General features: G+C 65.9%; 16 protein-coding genes and 1 pseudogene. 11 read left to right on the forward strand and 6 right to left on the reverse strand.

Annotated elements, in window-relative coordinates:
* The first annotated feature begins 24 nt into the window (after positions 1–24).
* The 4 genes from L6D75_RS17260 to L6D75_RS17275 all read left to right on the forward strand — a co-directional run bounded on the left by L6D75_RS17260 (position 25) and on the right by L6D75_RS17275 (position 4,302).
* Complete coding sequence (locus L6D75_RS17260) at positions 25–1,371, forward strand: glutamine synthetase family protein (protein WP_176511468.1); 1,347 nt, start codon at positions 25–27, stop codon at positions 1,369–1,371.
* A 67-nt stretch (positions 1,372–1,438) separates the two neighbouring features.
* On the forward strand, positions 1,439–2,212 hold the full coding sequence (locus tag L6D75_RS17265; RefSeq protein WP_176511469.1) for a gamma-glutamyl-gamma-aminobutyrate hydrolase family protein: 774 nt from the start codon (positions 1,439–1,441) through the stop codon (positions 2,210–2,212).
* Between the two features lie 55 nt (positions 2,213–2,267).
* Positions 2,268–3,626, forward strand: coding sequence for an aspartate aminotransferase family protein (locus L6D75_RS17270; RefSeq protein WP_176511470.1), 1,359 nt, complete (start codon positions 2,268–2,270; stop codon positions 3,624–3,626).
* A gap of 121 nt (positions 3,627–3,747) precedes the next feature.
* Positions 3,748–4,302 (forward strand): helix-turn-helix domain-containing protein, encoded by a 555-nt coding sequence (locus tag L6D75_RS17275; protein WP_176511523.1) that lies wholly within the window; start codon positions 3,748–3,750, stop codon positions 4,300–4,302.
* A gap of 66 nt (positions 4,303–4,368) precedes the next feature.
* Here L6D75_RS17275 and L6D75_RS17280 read toward each other — a convergent pair whose 3' ends face one another.
* The 4 genes and pseudogenes from L6D75_RS17280 to L6D75_RS17295 all read right to left on the reverse strand — a co-directional run bounded on the left by L6D75_RS17280 (position 4,369) and on the right by L6D75_RS17295 (position 7,584).
* The gene (locus L6D75_RS17280; protein ID WP_176511471.1) at positions 4,369–4,833 is read right to left on the reverse strand and encodes a hemerythrin domain-containing protein; all 465 of its coding nucleotides are present in this window, start codon (positions 4,831–4,833) and stop codon (positions 4,369–4,371) included.
* Positions 4,834–4,916: 83 nt separating this feature from the next.
* Positions 4,917–5,774, reverse strand: a complete 858-nt coding sequence (locus tag L6D75_RS17285) for an SDR family oxidoreductase (protein WP_176511472.1) — start codon at positions 5,772–5,774, stop codon at positions 4,917–4,919.
* A 307-nt stretch (positions 5,775–6,081) separates the two neighbouring features.
* Positions 6,082–6,346: pseudogene (locus L6D75_RS17290) on the reverse strand (SDR family oxidoreductase); the annotation flags it as partial.
* Between the two features lie 35 nt (positions 6,347–6,381).
* Positions 6,382–7,584, reverse strand: coding sequence for a zinc-dependent alcohol dehydrogenase (locus tag L6D75_RS17295; RefSeq protein WP_176511474.1), 1,203 nt, complete (start codon positions 7,582–7,584; stop codon positions 6,382–6,384).
* Positions 7,585–7,845: 261 nt separating this feature from the next.
* Between L6D75_RS17295 and L6D75_RS17300 the strand changes: the two genes are divergently transcribed.
* Genes L6D75_RS17300 through L6D75_RS17325 form a run of 6 tightly spaced genes read left to right on the forward strand, consistent with a single transcriptional unit; the run spans position 7,846 to position 13,276 of the window.
* Entirely contained in the window at positions 7,846–8,697 is an 852-nt protein-coding gene (locus L6D75_RS17300) for an STAS domain-containing protein (protein WP_176511475.1), read from the forward strand.
* Between the two features lie 4 nt (positions 8,698–8,701).
* Positions 8,702–9,064 carry an STAS domain-containing protein gene (locus L6D75_RS17305; RefSeq protein WP_176511476.1) on the forward strand — a complete coding sequence of 121 codons (363 nt, stop codon included), beginning with the start codon at positions 8,702–8,704 and terminating at the stop codon, positions 9,062–9,064.
* Entirely contained in the window at positions 9,061–9,465 is a 405-nt protein-coding gene (locus L6D75_RS17310) for an anti-sigma regulatory factor (RefSeq protein WP_176511477.1), read from the forward strand. The genes L6D75_RS17305 and L6D75_RS17310 overlap by 4 nt, the downstream gene beginning before the upstream one ends.
* Positions 9,456–10,472 (forward strand): ATP-binding protein, encoded by a 1,017-nt coding sequence (locus L6D75_RS17315; protein ID WP_176511478.1) that lies wholly within the window; start codon positions 9,456–9,458, stop codon positions 10,470–10,472. The genes L6D75_RS17310 and L6D75_RS17315 overlap by 10 nt, the downstream gene beginning before the upstream one ends.
* Entirely contained in the window at positions 10,465–11,340 is an 876-nt protein-coding gene (locus L6D75_RS17320; protein WP_176511479.1) for a sensor histidine kinase, read from the forward strand. The genes L6D75_RS17315 and L6D75_RS17320 overlap by 8 nt, the downstream gene beginning before the upstream one ends.
* A complete protein-coding gene (locus L6D75_RS17325) occupies positions 11,330–13,276 on the forward strand; it encodes a response regulator (RefSeq protein WP_176511480.1) in 1,947 nt (648 codons plus the stop codon). Before L6D75_RS17320 ends, L6D75_RS17325 begins: the two co-directional genes overlap by 11 nt.
* A 32-nt stretch (positions 13,277–13,308) precedes the next feature.
* On the opposite strand, the gene L6D75_RS17330 is transcribed toward L6D75_RS17325, so the two are convergent.
* Complete coding sequence (locus tag L6D75_RS17330) at positions 13,309–15,096, reverse strand: thiamine pyrophosphate-requiring protein (RefSeq protein ID WP_176511481.1); 1,788 nt, start codon at positions 15,094–15,096, stop codon at positions 13,309–13,311.
* 72 nt (positions 15,097–15,168) lie between these two features.
* Positions 15,169–15,552, reverse strand: coding sequence for a hypothetical protein (locus tag L6D75_RS17335; protein ID WP_176511482.1), 384 nt, complete (start codon positions 15,550–15,552; stop codon positions 15,169–15,171).
* Positions 15,553–15,722: 170 nt separating this feature from the next.
* Between L6D75_RS17335 and L6D75_RS17340 the strand changes: the two genes are divergently transcribed.
* A complete protein-coding gene (locus L6D75_RS17340; protein WP_176511483.1) occupies positions 15,723–17,063 on the forward strand; it encodes a cation:proton antiporter in 1,341 nt (446 codons plus the stop codon).
* Positions 17,064–17,067: the final 4 nt, after the last annotated feature.

Here is a 17,067-nt window from a genome sequence, read left to right on the forward strand (position 1 = left end):
CGTTCACATAACAAGGATAAGAAGATGAGTGTCATCTTTGCGGATCTGTTGACTGAAGTACGTGCCTTTCGCGCCAAGTACCCGCAGGTGCGTTACGTCGACCTGATTGCACTGGACATCCCCGGGCACTTCTATGGCAAGCGCTACCCCATGGACATGCTCGAGAAAGTCGCCGCCGGCACCCCGCTGAAGCTGCCGCAGAACTGCGTGCTGCTTGGCACCCAGGGCGGCCTGTACCCGATTGGCGACTACTGCTTTGCCGACGGCGACCCGGATGCCCCGCGGCGCCTGGTGCCGGGCACCCTCAAGCCGGTGCGCTGGGAGCAGGAAGTGATCGCGCAGATGCTGATCACCTCCGATGGCACCGCCAAGCCCATCGAATTCGAACCGCGCGAGGTGCTGGCGCGGGTGATCGAGCGCCTTGCCAAGCGTGGCATCCGCCCGGTGGTGGCGTTCGAGCTTGAGTTCTACCTGTTCGACCGCAAGCTCAAGGACGGCCTGCCGCAGTTCCCGCGCGATGCTGCCACCGAGGATCAGGACGACCAGCCGAACATGCACATCGAGCGGCTCTCGCGCTTCTCGTCGGTGCTCCACGAGATGGTCGATGTGGCCAACGAGCAGGGCGTGCCGGCCAACGTGATCACCGCCGAGCTCGGCCCGGGCCAGTTCGAGATCAACTTCTCCCACAGCGACGACCCGCTCAGTGCGGCGGACTGGTCGGCGCTGTTCTGCCGCAGCACCCGCGGCGTGGCGATGAAGCACGGCCACCGCGCCAGCTTCATGAGCAAGCCTTACCTGGACGCCCCGGGCAGCGGCATGCACGTGCATGTGAGCCTGTACGACAACGACGGCAACAACCTCCTGGCGGGCCGCGAGCAGCGCAACCTGCGCCATGCCGTGGCCGGTTGCCTGGAGCTGCTGCCGCACTGCATGCCGATCTTCGCCCCCAACCACAACGCCTACCGCCGCTACGGCGCCATGGTCAACGCCGCCAGCCGCGCCAGCTGGGGCTTCGAAGACCGCGATGCGTGCATTCGCATCCCCGAGTCCGACCCGCGCAACCTGCGCATCGAACACCGCCTGGCCGGCGCCGATGCCAACCCGTACCTGGTGCTGGCGGCGATCTTGACCGGCATGGAGCACGGCCTGGAGCGTGGCGTGGAGCCCATCGCCCCGCTCAACGACAACCGCCAGAGCGGCATCGACTTCCCCAAGGATGCCCTGAGCGCAGTGGCCGCCATGCGCCACCACCCGGTGGTCAACCAAGGCCTGGGCAGTGAGTTCGTGATGGTCTATTGCGAGAACAAGCGCCAGGAACAGCTGGATTTTCTGAATGAAATCAATGCACGCGAGTACCGCTGGTTCCTGTGACCCGCGCTGCACCTTCCAACCACAAGTTTGACCCTGACTTGCAAGAGTGATTTGCCGGAGGATTGATATGCCACGTGTGCCTGTTATCGGCATTACTGCATGCACCAGCATGATTGAGCAGCATGCAACCCAGACGATCAGCGAAAAGTACGCACGCGCTGCCGCCAATGCGGCCTGTGGCCTGCCCATCGTGATTCCCAGTCTCGCTGAGTTGATGGATACCGCCGACATACTCGACACGGTGGATGGCCTGATCTTCACCGGCTCGCCGTCCAATATCGAACCGTTGCACTACAACGGCCCGGCCAGTGCGCCAGGCACCCATCACGACCGCCTGCGCGATGCCACGACCTTGCCGCTGATGCGTGCGGCGATCGCCGCCGGTGTGCCGGTGTTCGGCATCTGCCGGGGCTTTCAGGAGATGAACGTGGCGCTGGGCGGCACCCTGCACCAGAAGGTGCATGAAACCGGCACGTTCATGGACCACCGTGAAGGCAAGGACGAGCCCCTGGCCCAGCAATACGGCCCGCGTCACAAGATGCACATCCAGCCCGGCGGGCTGATGGACCGCATGGGCATACCGGCGCTCATCGACGTCAACTCCATCCATGGCCAGGGCATCGATGTGCTGGCGCCCGGGCTGCGGGTGGAAGCCATTGCCCCGGACGGCCTGGTGGAAGCGATTTCGGTCGAGCACGCCAAGAGCTTCGCCCTGGCCGTGCAATGGCACCCGGAGTTCCAGGTCATGGACAACCCGCATTACCTGAAGATGTTCCAGGCGTTCGGCAAAGCCTGCCGGCAACGCTCGGTGTTGCGCCAACTGATGTTGAAGACCGCCTGAATAGACAACAGACATTTCCCGCAGCCCGGCTGCTCGACTTGATGGAGAGAGAACAATGACTGACAAGCACTCGCAGACCCTGGCCTGGCAGGCCATGAGCCGTGACCATCACCTGGCACCGTTCAGCGATGTCAAGCAACTGGCCGAGAAGGGCCCGCGCATCATCACCTCGGCCAAGGGCGTGTACCTCTGGGACAGCGAAGGCAACAAGATCCTCGATGGCATGGCCGGCCTTTGGTGTGTGGCGGTTGGCTATGGCCGCGACGAGCTGGCCGAGGTGGCCAGCAAGCAGATGAAGGAACTGCCGTACTACAACCTGTTCTTCCAGACCGCCCACCCGCCGGCGCTGGAGCTGGCCAAGGCGATTGCCGACGTGGCCCCGCAGGGCATGAACCACGTGTTCTTCACCGGCTCCGGCTCCGAAGGCAACGACACCGTGCTGCGCATGGTCCGCCACTACTGGGCGCTCAAGGGCCAGAAGGACAAGAAGGTCATCATCGGCCGCATCAACGGCTACCACGGCTCCACCGTTGCTGGTGCAGGCCTGGGCGGCATGAGCGGCATGCACGAGCAGGGCGGCCAGCTGCCGGACATCGTGCACATCCCGCAGCCGTACTGGTTCGGTGAAGGCGGCGAGATGACCGAGGCCGATTTCGGCGTATGGGCAGCCGAGCAGCTGGAGAAGAAGATCCTGGAAGTGGGCGAGGACAAGGTCGCGGCCTTCATCGCCGAGCCGATCCAGGGCGCCGGCGGCGTGATCATCCCGCCGCAGACCTACTGGCCGAAGGTCAAGGAGATCCTCGCCAAGTACGACATCCTGTTCGTCGCCGACGAAGTGATCTGCGGCTTTGGCCGCACCGGCGAGTGGTTCGGCACCGACTACTACGGCCTCAAGCCCGACCTGATGACCATCGCCAAGGGCCTCACCTCCGGCTACATCCCCATGGGCGGCGTGATCGTGCGTGACAGCGTGGCCAAGGTGATCAGCGAAGGCGGCGACTTCAACCACGGCTTCACCTATTCCGGCCACCCGGTGGCGGCGGCGGTGGGCCTGGAGAACCTGCGCATCCTGCGCGAGGAAAAGGTCATCGAGCAGGTTCACGAAAAAACCGCACCCTACCTGCAGCAGCGCCTGCGCGAGCTGGCCGATCACCCGCTGGTGGGCGAAGTGCGCGGCCTGGGCATGCTCGGCGCGATCGAGCTGGTGCAAGACAAGGCCACCCGCGCCCGCTACCAGGGCAAGGGCGTGGGCATGATCTGCCGCCAGCACTGCTTCGACAACGGCCTGATCATGCGCGCCGTGGGCGACACCATGATCATCGCGCCGCCCCTGGTGATCAGCCTCGAAGAGATCGACGAGCTGGTGGAAAAGGCCCGCAAGTGCCTGGACCTGACCTACCAGGCGCTCCAGTAAGGCCATGGCACCTCGGCAGGGCGCCAAACCCTGCCGCGGTGCCCGCCGGGCATGCGCTTGATTTGTGGAATTATTCAGGTATTTTCCATGCCAATAATTTCGCAACCTCTGGCCGCGCTCGATCATGGTTCACGAAGAAATCGAACAACTGGCAACCCTGCTTCGCGACCTGCGCAAGTTCAAAGGCCTGACCCTCGGTGAGCTGGCCCAACGCATCGGCCGTTCGGTGGGCTTTCTGTCCCAGGTCGAACGCGGCGTCTCGCGCCCGACCGTGGCGGACCTGACCGCCATCAGCGAAGCGCTCGGCGTGTCCACCGCTTACTTCTACAACCTGGAAAAGCCCCGCGAGCTGGACTGGGTAACCCGCCCCCACGAGCGGCGCACGCTACACCTTGCCGGCGGCATCACCGATGTGCTGGTTTCGCCCACCATCACCGGTGGCTTCTCCATGCTCGACAGCCACCTCGAACCCGGCGCCACCAGCGGCGAGGAGTTTCTCAATGACAGCTCCGAGCAGGGCTGCTTCGTGCTCGAAGGTGAGCTCACGGTGTGGCTGGACGAAGGCGAGCCGGTGACGCTGCGCGCCAATGACAGCTTTCAGCTGCAATCCCACGCCAGCTTTCGCTATGCCAACCTCACCGACAAACCTACCCGCGTGCTCTGGGTGTTCAATTGAGCCGCCACCTGCCTGAATAAAAAAAGCGCAGCCCAGGCTGCGCAAAGTACCCTCGCCGATCCCCGATCAAGCGGCGCGTTGCTCACCCTTGAGCACTTTCTTCTGCGCTTGCATGGTCTGCCCCAATTCCTCCAGCAGGTCTTTGCCCAGCAATGTCTTGGCCGTGGGGAACAACGCGTCTTCTTCTTCCTCGATGTGGTGCTCGAGCAGCTCCTTCAGCACTTTGACCCGGCCGGCGAATTCGAGGGTGCCGGTATCGGTGTGCAGCAGGTCAGGCAGCACCAGCGAGTCGACGGTGCGGTGTTCTTCCTTGGCCTCGTAATACATCTTCGCTTCCTCTTTGCCACCGGCCTCCTTGATGGCCGGGTAGAGGATCTGTTCTTCGAGTGCAGTGTGCACTTGCAGCTCCTGTTCGATGCGATGGAGCAGTTCGGCGCGCCGTTTGACCGCACGTTCGGTGGTGGAAGACAGTTCTTCGAGCAGCTTCTTGACCAGTTTGTGGTCCTGGATCAGGAGTTCGATGGCGTTCATGGGCAACCTCTTCGCGGATGGTGAACCCGGGCTCTCCTGGATGGGAGCCCGCCTTGTGCAGCAGAGTCGAGCGGCAGTGCCGGTCACAGAATGGGTTTGCCTCCCGTCACGGCATACCGCGAGCCTGAGATGTAGCTGGCCTCGTCCGAGCCCAGCAACACATAGATCGGGGCGACCTCCACCGGCTGCCCCGGCCGCCCCATCGGGTAGCCCGAGCCAAAGTTCTTCACCGCCTCGTCAGGCATGGTGGCCGGAATCAACGGCGTCCAGATCGGGCCAGGCGCCACGCTGTTGACCCGGATGCCCTTGTCTGCCAGCAACTGCGCCAGCCCGGCGGTGAAGTTGGCGATGGCGCCCTTGGTGGTGGCATAGGCCAGCAGCTTGGGCGAAGGGTCATCGGAGTTGACCGAGCTGGTGTTGATGATCGAGCTGCCCTTGGGCATCGACGGCAAGGCCCGCTTGCAGATTCGAAAGATGGCGGTGATGTTGACGTCGAAGGTCATCAGCCACTCGTCATCGTCGATCTCGTCAAAGCTTTCATGGGCCATCTGGAACGCCGCGTTGTTGACCAGGATGTCGATGCGCCCGAACTTCGCCACGGTCTGGTCGACGATGGCATGGCAGTGCTGTTTCTGCGCCAGGTCGCCGGGCAGCAGCAGGCATTGCCGGCCGGCGGCTTCGACCCAGCGTGCGGTTTCCTGGGCGTCTTCGTGCTCATCCAGGTAGGCAATGGCCACATCCGCGCCTTCGCGGGCGTAGGCGATGGCGACGGCGCGGCCGATGCCGCTGTCGGCCCCTGTGATCAGCGCGATCTTGCCTTGCAGCCGGCCGTGGCCGGTGTAGCTCTGCTCGCCGCAGTCCGGGTAGGGCTCCATCTTGCGCTGTGAGCCGGGGACGCTTTGCGGCTGTGAAGGGAAGGGCGGGGTCGGGTAGTCACGCATGGTGCAAGCTCCTGCAGTCGAGAACACATACCTGTTCGAACGGGGCGCGCCGCCAGTGTTGGACGCGATCGCGGCTCGATACGACGGGTGGTGGTGGCCGGGCCCGGCTAACGCCGCTTGCGCTGTGCCTCGGTGATGAGAAAGCCGGCAACGAAGCCCAGTAGCGCAGCCCCCGCCAGGATCACGTAGCCGTTGTTCAGGCGCTTCCAGGCGGTATTGGCGGGTGGTGGCTGCGGTTCAGGCACCGCCACCGCAGGCGGCATGGCTTGTGGCACAGGCGCGAAGGTCGCGCTGTCTTGCATGGGCGTAAGCTGCAGCGCTGTGCCGTCAACCAGCTTCAAGGCCAGGCCTTCGATGGTGCCGGCCACGCGGTCCGCAAACACCGGTTCGCCCTCGGCATCCAGGCTGTCGTAGATGAACCGGGTGCCTTCCAGCCAGCCCACCGCGGTCAACAGCTCCGGGCCAAGGTAGTACTTGCCGTCCTGGAAGAACCCCGGGAACTGATGGGCGCGCTCGACATTCTCCACGCAGTAGCGCTCGCCCCGTTTCATGCCTGTGGCTTGATCGATCATGGTGCAAACCCCTCTCGGTAACTGGTTGCTTCGGGCTACTGGAAGTCGCTGCCCGGGGTGCCGGACGCCGCGCCGGGCACGAGAATGACCTTGCGGCAGTCGTCCTGCTTCTGATCGAACAGCTTGTAGCCCAGGGCGGCTTCTTCCAGGGCCAGGCGGTGGGTGACGATCAGTTCCGGTTGCAGGCGCCCGTCCTCGATGTATTCGAGCAGCTCGGGCAGGTACTTGTGCACGTGGGTCTGGCCCATCTTGAAAGTCAGGCCCTTGTCGAACGCGTCACCGAACATGAAGGCGTGGATGAACCCGGCATATACGCCGGGGACGCTGACCACGCCGCCCCGGCGTACTGCGGCGATGCTCTGGCGCAACGCCTTGCCGCTGCTGCCCTCGATCTTCAACGCGGTCATTACCGTTTCCGCCGTGCTGCCCTTGGCCTCGAAGCCGACGGCGTCGATCACGGCGTCCACGCCGCGCATGCCTGGGGTCTGGCGGATGATGCTGTCGGCGGGGTCGTCATCCTGTTCGAAGTTGATCGGTAGCACGCCGTAGGCTTGCTGGGCGTAGGCCAGGCGGTAGTCATTGTCGTCCACCATGAAGATGGCCTGGGCGCCGAGCATTCGCGCGCAGGCGGCGCTCAGCAAGCCGACCGGGCCGGCGCCATAGATCGCCACGGTAGAGCCCTGGCTGATCTGGGCATTGATGACCGCTTGCCAGGCAGTCGGCAGGATGTCGGAGAGAAACAGCACTTTGTCGTCGGCAAGGTGGGTAGGCACCTTGAACGGGCCGATATTGGCCTTGGGCACCCTCACGTAATCGGCCTGGCCACCAGGGATGCCGCCATAGAGATGGCTGTAGCCGAACAAGGCGGCCCCCGGCGGTATGCCTTTGCGGTTGATGATCGAGCCGCGGCCGGTGTTGGTGGTTTCACAGGCGGCAAACAGGTCGTGCTGGCAGAAGAAGCAACTGCCGCAGGCAATGACGAAGGGGATCACCACCCGGTCGCCGACCTGTAGCCCGGTAACGGCGCTGCCGATGTCCTCGACAATGCCCATGAACTCGTGGCCGAAGATATCGCCGGGTTCCGTTGCCGGAATCTTGCCCCGGTACAGGTGCAAGTCCGAGCCGCAGATGGCGGTGGCGGTCACCCTCAGGATGATGTCGTCCGCTTCCTGAATGCTGGGATCAGGGACGGTATCGACTCTGACATCGTTGGCTCCGTGGTAGGTCAGTGCTCTCATGGCGGGCAACTCCTGCGAACGTAGGAAGGCAAGGTGTATGCAGGTGAAGCCAGGGGCGGTGGCAAAGTTCAGAGGAAACTGTTCAGTGGCGCCCACTTGGGCAACGCCAGGGCCGATCTTGGCCTAGAGTTAGCGGCACGGCAGCTGGCGCAATGAAATTATCCTGCGCGCGCCACAACTATTTCCTACGGCGGATGTCATTTTCCGAAGCTGGCTTCCTTATCGGGAGCCAAACCGGCCTTTTTCAGGAGCGAAGCGCACATGGCAGCACTGCAGAACAGCACGTTGGACGCGATTGTCGGCAATCAGGCGCAGTTGCTGGGGGAGTGGCTCGCGGCGCTGGAAGCCAACGGCGCGACACGCAATATCCGCGAGCAGGACCTGCGTCAGGAAACCCGCGACTTCCTGCAACTGGTGGTGGACGGCCTGCGCAAGGGCAGCGGCAACCAGGTGGGGGCCGAGGGCTGGGAAGAAACCCGCCACTTCCTCGAGAAACTCTCGGCCAGCCGTGCCCAGATCGGCCAGGAATCGCACCAGACCGCCTATTTCATCTTTGCCCTCAAGGGCCCGCTGTTCACCCTGCTGCAAGCCCACTACCGCGAACAACCGGCGCTGCTGGCCGAGCAGCTGTGGGAAATCTCGCAACTGCTGGATGCCTTCGGCCTGCACACCATCCGCACCTACCAGAAAAACCGCGAGGCGGTCATCAAGCGCCAGCAAGAAGAGCTGCTGGAGCTGTCCACCCCGGTGGTCAAGCTGTGGGAGGGCGTACTGGCCTTGCCGCTGATCGGCACCCTCGACTCGCAGCGCAGCCAGACGGTGATGGAGTCGCTGCTGCAGCGCATCGTCGACACCGGCTCCGAGATCGCCATCATCGACATCACCGGCGTGCCCACGGTCGACACCCTGGTCGCCCAGCACCTGCTCAAGACCGTGACCGCCATCCGCCTGATGGGCGCCGATTGCATCATCAGCGGCGTGCGCCCGCAGATCGCCCAGACCATCGTGCACCTGGGCCTGGACCTGGGCACCCTGACCACCAAATCCAACCTGGCCGACGCCCTGAAGCTTGCGCTCGCACGCCTGGGCACGGCCGCTGGCGAGAAGGTGTGAAACGATGGAGCGCATTCCCATTCTGCAAATGGGCGAGTTCCTGCTGGTGACCATCCAGGTCGACATGCATGACCAGCTGGCGCTGCGCCTGCAGGACGACCTCACCGACCGCATCGACCACACCTCGGCGCGCGGCGTGCTGATCGACATCTCCGCGCTGGACATGGTCGATTCGTTCATCGGCCGCATGATCGCCAGCATCTCCGGCCTGTCGCGGATCATGGACGCCGAAACGGTGCTGGTCGGCATGCAGCCGGCAGTGGCGATCACCCTGGTGGAGCTGGGCCTGACCCTGCCCGGGGTGAGCACGGCGCTCAACGTCGACCGTGGCATGCACCTGCTGCGCCAGCGAGTGGGCCGCCCATGACCACTCGCCAAAGCGGCAGCCAGCCGGTGCGCATCGAGCAGGACGTGGTACTGGCCCGCCAACTGGCGCGCAAGGTCGCCAGCGACTGCGGCATGCGCCTGGTCGATTTGACCAAGCTGGTCACGGCCGTCAGTGAACTGGCCCGCAACACCGTGGTGTATGGCGGCGGCGGGGACATGGACTGGGAAGTCATCGAAGAGGCCGGGCGGGTTGGCCTGCGCCTGGTGTTTCGCGACGAAGGGCCGGGCATCGCCGACGTCAAGCTGGCCCTCACCGACGGCTGGACCTCGGGTGGCGGCCTGGGCCTGGGCCTGACCGGCGCACGCCGGCTGGTCGATGAATTCGAACTGGACACAGCGCCCGGGCAAGGTACCCGGGTAACGATCACCCGATGGACGTGAACCTCAGCGCGAGCCTGACCCAGGTGTTGCGCCTGGACGATGCCAGCCAGGTCGGCCACGCCCGCCGGGTGGTGCAAAAGCTTGCCGAACAGCACGGCTTTGCCGCCAACGACGCCGGCCGCGCCGCCATCGTCGCCACCGAATTGTCGAGCAATGTGCTCAAGCACGCCGAACAGGGCGAGCTGCATGTGCGGGTGCTCGCCCATGGCGAGCATCACGGCCTGGAGCTGGTGGCGGTGGACCGCGCCAAGGGCTTCGACCTGCACAGTTGCCTGGTCGATGGCTATTCCACCGGCGGCACCCAGGGCATCGGCCTGGGCGCGGTCAGCCGCCTGGCCCAGGTGTTCGACGTGCACGCCGATGGCAACGGCGCGGTGGTGCTGGCGCGCCTTTACCCGCAAGCGCACCCGGCGCGCGACCTGCGCATCGGCGTGAGCCACCATTCGCTGCACGACGACCCGGCCTGCGGTGATACCTGGCACGTGGCCCTCGGCGAGCAGCGCCTGAGCGCGCTGGTGATCGACGGCCTGGGGCATGGCGAGGAGGCCGAACGCGCCGCCAAGGCCGGCGCCCAGGCGTTCGTCCAGGGCCCGTTCAATGCCCCCGAGCTGCTGCTGGGTGACCTGCACCACGCCATGTCCGGCACCCGCGGCGGTGCCGTGGCCATCGCCCAGTACCAAGGGGCGGGCGACAAGCTGGCCTTCATCGGCATCGGCAATATCGGCGCCACCCTGGTCGGCGGCGAGCGCCCGCGCGGCCTGGCCTCGTACCCGGGCATCGTCGGCGGGCAATACCGCAAGGGCCAGGTGTTCGACTACGCTCACGTGAAGGGAAATCTGTTGATCATGTTCAGCGACGGCCTGCAGTCCCGTTGGAACCTTCAAGCCTACCCCGGCCTTGCCCACCGCCACCCGGCGGTGATCGCTGCGGTGTTGCATCGCGACTTCTGCCGAGGGCGGGACGACGTGACGGTGCTGGTCATCGACCTGGAGGCCGCGCATGGCTGAGCCAACCCCCACCCCCCGCAGCGAGCAAGAAGCTCTGCTGGCCCGCCTGCAGGCGGAAAACCAGGCCCTGCGCGCCGAACTCGAAGAAACCAACCAGGGCGTGCTGGCGCTGTATGCCGAGCTGGACACCCAGGCCGAGCAGTTGCGCCAGGCATCGGACCTGAAAAGCCGCTTCCTGTCGTACATGAGCCACGAGTTCCGCACGCCGCTGGGCTCGATTTTGAGCATCACCAGCCTGCTTTCCGACGAGGTGGACGGGCCGTTGGCCAAGGAGCAGCAACTGCAGGTGGCGTTCATCAGCACCGCCACCCGCGAGCTGAGCGACATGGTCGACGACCTGCTCGACCTGGCCAAGATCGAGGCCGGGCGCATCACCATTTCGCCGGCCTGGTTCGACATGCTCGATTTGTTCGCCGCCTTGCGCGGGATGTTCCGCCCGATCGTCGATGCCGGCACCGTGGACCTCATCTTCGAAGAGCCCGAGGGCTTGCCGCGGATGTTCACCGATGACAAGAAGCTGGCGCAGATTCTGCGCAACTTCATCTCCAACGCCCTGAAATTCACCACCCGTGGCGAGGTGCGGGTGTCGGCGCAGTTGCACGGCAGCGATCAGATCCGTTTCGCCGTCAGTGACACCGGCATCGGCATTGCCCCGGAACTGCTGGGCGGGTTGTTCGAAGACTTCGCCCAGCTCGACTCGCCGCTGCAGAAACGCCTGCGTGGCACCGGCCTTGGCTTGTCGCTGTGCAAGCGTTTCGCCGCGCTGCTGGGGGGCGAAGTAGGCGTGGACAGTGCGCCCGGTGTGGGTTCGTCGTTCTTCGTCATCCTGCCGCTGGCGATTGCCCAGGAGGGTGCGGATGAACACTGACGCGCGCCTGCTGATCGTCGACGACAACGCCGCCACGCGTTATGCACTACGGCGCCGCCTGGCCCTGCACGGCTACCAGGTGCAGGAGGCGGGCACCGGGGACGAGGGGCTGGCGCTGATTGGCAGCGAGCAGTTCGATGCGCTGATCCTCGACGTCAACCTGCCCGATATGAGCGGCTTCGACATCGTCCGGCTGCTGCGCGCACAGCCGGCCACCGCGTTGCTGCCGGTGATCCATGTCTCGGCGGCATCGATCCAGACCGGCGACATCATCACCGGGCTCGATGCCGGCGCCGATGCCTACCTGGTGCACCCGGTGGACCCGGATGTGCTGGTGGCCACCCTGCGGACTTTGCTGCGGGTGCGCGACACCGAGCGGGCGCTGCGCGAAAGCGAGGCCAACTTCCAGGAAATCTTCACCAACGTTTCTGCGCCGATCGCGGTGCTCGGCAGCGGGCTCAAGGTGCAGGAGTGCAACCACGCGTTCGCCCGGCTGATCCAGGACAACCGCAACCCCGACGCGCTGCAGCAGTGCTTTGCCGATGGCCAGCAGGCCAACCTTGCCGCCCTGCACCAGCACCTGGCCGAGGGCCGGCGCTGGCGCGGCACCCTGGCCATGACGGTGGGTGGCGAGCCACGGGATACCGAGTGGCAGCTGTCACCCTACCGGGCGCCGGGGCTGTGCCTGGTGTTCGTCGAAGACGTCACCGAGCACCGCCACCGCGAACGCTCGCACCTGGCCCGCCTGGACGATGCCAACCTGCAGCTGGCGCGGGAAATGGCCCATCGCGAACAGACCGAGGCGCAGCTGCTGCAACTGCAGAAGATGGACGCCCTGGGCAGCCTCACCGGCGGCATCGCCCATGACTTCAACAACCTGCTGACCGGCATCATCGCCAGCCTGGAGCTGATCAACAAACGCGTGGCGCAAAACCGCCTGGAGAAGGTGCCCAGCTATGCCGACGCCGCGCTCAGCTCCGCCATGAGCGCCGCCTCGCTGACCCACCGCCTGCTGGCCTTTGCCCGCCAGCAACCGCTGGACACCCGCCCGGTGGACATCAACGAGCGGGTACGTTCGCTGGAAGAGCTGATCACCCGCACCATCGGCGAGCGCATCGAACTCAAACTCGAGCTTTCCAGCGAGCCGACCATCGCCCTGGTCGACCCGATCCAGCTCGAAAGCGCGGTGCTCAACCTGGTGATCAACGCCCGCGATGCCTTGGCCAAGGGCGGGCACATCTGGGTCAACACCTCGGCCAGTTGGTCCCATGGCGACCCCAACCTGCAGGACGGCCCCTATGTCGCGGTGACGGTGCGCGACAATGGCAGCGGCATTGCGCCGGAGCTTTTGCAAAAGGTCTTCGACCCGTTCTTCACCACCAAGCCGGTGGGCCAGGGCACGGGGCTGGGGCTGTCGACCATCTACGGCTTCGCTCGCCAGTCGGGCGGCCATGTGGCCATCCGCAGCGTGCTCGGGCAGGGCACCGAAGTCACCCTGATGCTGCCGCGCAGCAGCCAGCAGGAAGTCAGCGAGGTGCGCAACCCGCAGCTCGGCCAGCAGGGCGCCGGCGAGCATGTGCTGGTGGTCGAGGACATGGCCTCGGTGCGCCTGTCGGTGGCCGAGGTGCTGATCGATGCCGGCTATCGCTGCACCCTGGCCGAAACCATCGAGCAGGCGCTCGACCACCTGCGCGAGGATGCCGGCATCCACCTGCTGCTGACCGATGTCGGGCTGCCGGGCATCAGTGGCCGGGAACTGGCCGACATCGCGCGCACCTACCGGCCCGGGCTGCCGGTACTGCTGATGACCGGCTACGCCGAAACGGCGCTGGACCGCCAGGCGTTCCTCGACACCGGCATGGACCTGCTGATCAAGCCGTTCCAGATCGCCGAGCTGCTCGACAAGGTGCGACGCACCCTGGGCCAGGCAGGCTAACTGGCTGGCCCGCCCAGGGCAGCCCGCACCGGTCACTTCTTGCCAGGCAGCACCGAGCCAAGCACCTGCTTGGCCGTCTGCAGGATGACGCCGGCCTGGTCAGGGTCGCCCTTGAGCAAGGTGGTGGCGAACTTCTTCGCTTGCTCAAGCTTGATGTGCGGCGGCAGCGGCGGCACGTCGGGGTCGGTCTTGAATTCGATCAGCACCGGCCGGTCGGCGCTCAGCGCGCGCTCCCAGGCATCTGCGATGTCTTCCTCGCGGTCGACGTAGATGCCCTGCAGGCCGATGGAGATGGCGAACAGGTGGTACGGCACATCGGGGATCGACTGCGACGCTTCGAACTTGGGGTCGCCTTCCATCACCCGCTGTTCCCAGGTCACCTGGTTGAGGTCCTCGTTGTTGAACACCGCGCAGATCCATTGCGGGTTGTCCCACTGCTGCCAGTACTTGGCCACGGTGATCAGCTCGGCGAGGTTGTTCATCTGCATCGCGCCATCGCCCACCAGGGCCACCACGGGCCGCTGCGGGTGGGCGAACTTGGCGGCGATGGCGTAGGGCACCGCGGCGCCCATGCAGGCCAGGCCGCCGGACAACGAGCACTGCATGCCCTGGCGCACCTGCAGGTCGCGGGCGTACCAATTGGCGCAGGAACCCGAGTCGCTGGTGACGATGCTGTCATCGGGCAGGCGCGGCGACAGCTCGTAGACCACGCGCTGCGGGTTGATCGGGTCGGCCTTGGCCAGGGCGCGCTTTTCCAGGGTCTTGTCCCAGCGGGCGCGCCAGCCTTCGACCTTGTTGCGCCAGCGCCGGTCGCGCTTGGGGGTGAGCAGCGGCAGCAGGGCGCGCAGGGTTTCGCTGGCATCGCCAACCAGGTTCACCTCCATCGGGTAGCGCAGGCTGAGCATGTCGGGTTGCAGGTCGATCTGCACGCCGCGGGCCTGGCCTTCCTTGGGCAGGAATTCGGCGTAGGGGAAGCCCGAGCCGATCATCAGCAAGGTGTCGCATTCGTTCATCAGCTGGTAGCTGGGTTCGGTGCCAAGCAGGCCGATGGAGCCGGTGACCCAGGGTAAATCGTCAGGCAGCACGGCCTTGCCCAGCAGCGCCTTGGCCACGCCCGCGCCGAGCGTTTCGGCCACCGCGATGACCTGCTCGGTGGCCTGCAAGGCCCCGGCGCCGACCAGGATCGCCACCTTGCGCCCGGCGTTGAGCACCTCGGCGGCGCGCTGCAGGTCGGCCTCGAAGGGCACCACCTTGGGTTTGCTGTAGCCGATGCCGGAGTGCAGGGTGCCGTGGGCCCGGGCCGGCTCGTGGTAGGGCAGGTCCTGCAGGTCGTTGGGCAGGATCACCGCAGTGACGCGGCGCTCACCGACGGCGGTGCGCACGGCGCGGTCGAGCAGGTGGCGGACCTGCTCGGGGGTGGAGGCCTGCTGTACGAAGGCGCCGGCCACGTCCTTGAACATCGACAGCAGGTCCAGCTCCTGCTGGTAGTGCCCGCCAAGCGCAGCCCGGGCTTGCTGGCCGACGATGGCGAGCACCGGCTGGTGGTCCATGCGTGCGTCGTACAGGCCGGTGAGCAGGTGCGAAGCGCCGGGGCCGGAGGTGGCGATGCACACGCCCAGCTCGCCGGTGAACTTGGCGTGGGCGCTGGCCATGAAGGCGGCCATTTCCTCATGGCGTGCCTGGATGAACTCGATCTTGCCGTTGGCCCGGCTCAGCGCGCCGAACACGCCGTTGATGCCGTCCCCGGGGTAACCGAAGATGCGCCTCACGCCCCATTGGTACAAACGCTCAACCAGAAAGTCGCCTACCGTGCCTGTCATCGTCTGCTCCTGTCATGTACTCGATAGGGGTCTGGACTGGGCGCGTTTCGCGAAAGTTTCATCGGTCTTGGCTCAGCCGCCGGAACCCCCTGCGCCCGAGCCGCCGCCGCTCGAACCACTGCCGCCGGTACCACTTCCCGAGCCTGTACCGCTGCCACTGCTGCCACTGCTGCCACTGCTGCCACTGCTGCCGCCGGTTCCGCTACCCGAGCCGCTGCTGCCATCGCCACCGGTGTTGTCCGTGCCGTTGTCCCGGGTGCCGCCGTTGCCGGTGCCCAGGCCATCGCCGGGTGTGCCGGAGCCGCTCGCGCCGCCCTGGCCGTTCATCTGGCCGCTGTCCAGGGGCTGGTTGCCGGGGGTGCGCTGATCGTTGAGGTCGGTGGCGGCCAGGGCGATGGGCACGCTGGCGCCGAGGCACAGGGCGAGCAGCAAAGCATGGGGTCTTAGGGTTTTCATGGTGAAGCTCCTGTTTTTGAGGTGGCTACCCAGTGTTCGGCCTGCCCGGCGAGGGCGGGTGCCCGCAGAGCGACGAAAGGCGTGCAGCGCGCTTGTACCTGCGGAACGACCGCGTCCACGGCGCAGTCCACCCAAGGTCGGAGCATCACTTTCCCGAGGCACCTGCGCAGATGACCTTCATCGTCTGGTTCGCCATGCTGGGCGCGGTGCTGTTGCTGCTCGCGCTCTCGTCCTCCTACCTGCGCTGGATGCCTGTCACATCCTCGGTGGTGTGCCTTGGCCTGGGCATTGCGCTGGGTGGCTCCGGCGTGGGCCTGCTGCACCTGGACCTGGCAAAGGCCAGCGGCTGGATGGAGCACCTGACCGAGGTGGCGGTGCTGTTCTCGCTGTTCTTCAGTGGCCTGAAACTGCGCCTGCCCCTGGCTGACCCGCGCTGGCGCATCGCGGTGTACCTGGCCGGGCCATTGATGCTGGTGTGCATCAGTGGCGTCAGCCTGGTGCTGCACTACGGCTTGCACCTGAGCTGGGGCCTTGCGGTGCTGATCGGCGCGATCCTGGCGCCCACCGACCCGGTGCTGGCCACGCTCGTGCAAGTGGTCGATGCCCGCGACGCCGACCCGGTGCGCTTCAGCCTGTCGGGGGAGGCCGGGCTCAATGACGGCGTGGCGTTTCCCTTCGTCATCCTCGGTTTGCTGTTGCTGCAACCGTCCGCGCAGGAGGGCTTGGCCGGCTGGCTGCTCAAGGACGTGCTCTGGGCGGTGACGGCGGGGCTGTTGTGCGGCTACTGGATGGGGCGTGGGCTGGGCAAGTTGACGCTCTACCTGCGCCTGCGCAACGACGACAGCACCGTGTCGCCCAACGACTACCTGGCCCTGGCGCTGATTGCCCTGGCCTACGTGGCCGCCGAGCTGCTGCAGGGCTACGGCTTTCTCGCGGTATTCGCCGCGGGCCTGGGGCTGCGCCAGGCCGAGGTACGCACCTCCAGCAGCCCGCAGGCGCCGGCCGCCGAGCACCTGGTGCAGCCGGTGGTGGGGCACCAGCATGTCGCGCCGGAACAGGCGGTGAAGGGGGATGTGCAAGGCCTGGGCGACTCGCAGATCGCCGCAGGCATCATGCTCGGCGACATGCTCGCCTTCGGCAGCCTGGTCGAGCGGGCCATGGAGGTGTTTCTGGTGACCTTGCTGGGCGTCGTGCTGCTGGAGCACTGGGACTGGCGCGCCGTGATCGTGGCAGGGGCGCTGTTTGCGCTGATCCGCCCCCTGGGCGTGATGCTCGCGCCGCTGCGCGGCAGGCTGAACCTGGCCCAGCGCGGCCTGCTGGGGTGGTTCGGGATACGCGGCATCGGCAGCTTCTACTACCTGTTCTATGCCGTGAACCACGGCTTGCTGCCGGCCGCCGCAGTGGAAAGTACCAACCTGGTGCTGTCGGTGGTGGCCTTGAGCATCCTGCTCCATGGGCTGAGCGTGCAGCCGTTGCTGGCCCGCTACGAGTCGCGCAAGGGCAGGGGTTGAGCGG

Origin of the sequence: Pseudomonas faucium, assembly GCF_021602585.1 — a bacterium.
In the GTDB taxonomy this organism is placed as follows: Bacteria; Pseudomonadota; Gammaproteobacteria; order Pseudomonadales; family Pseudomonadaceae; genus Aquipseudomonas; species Aquipseudomonas faucium.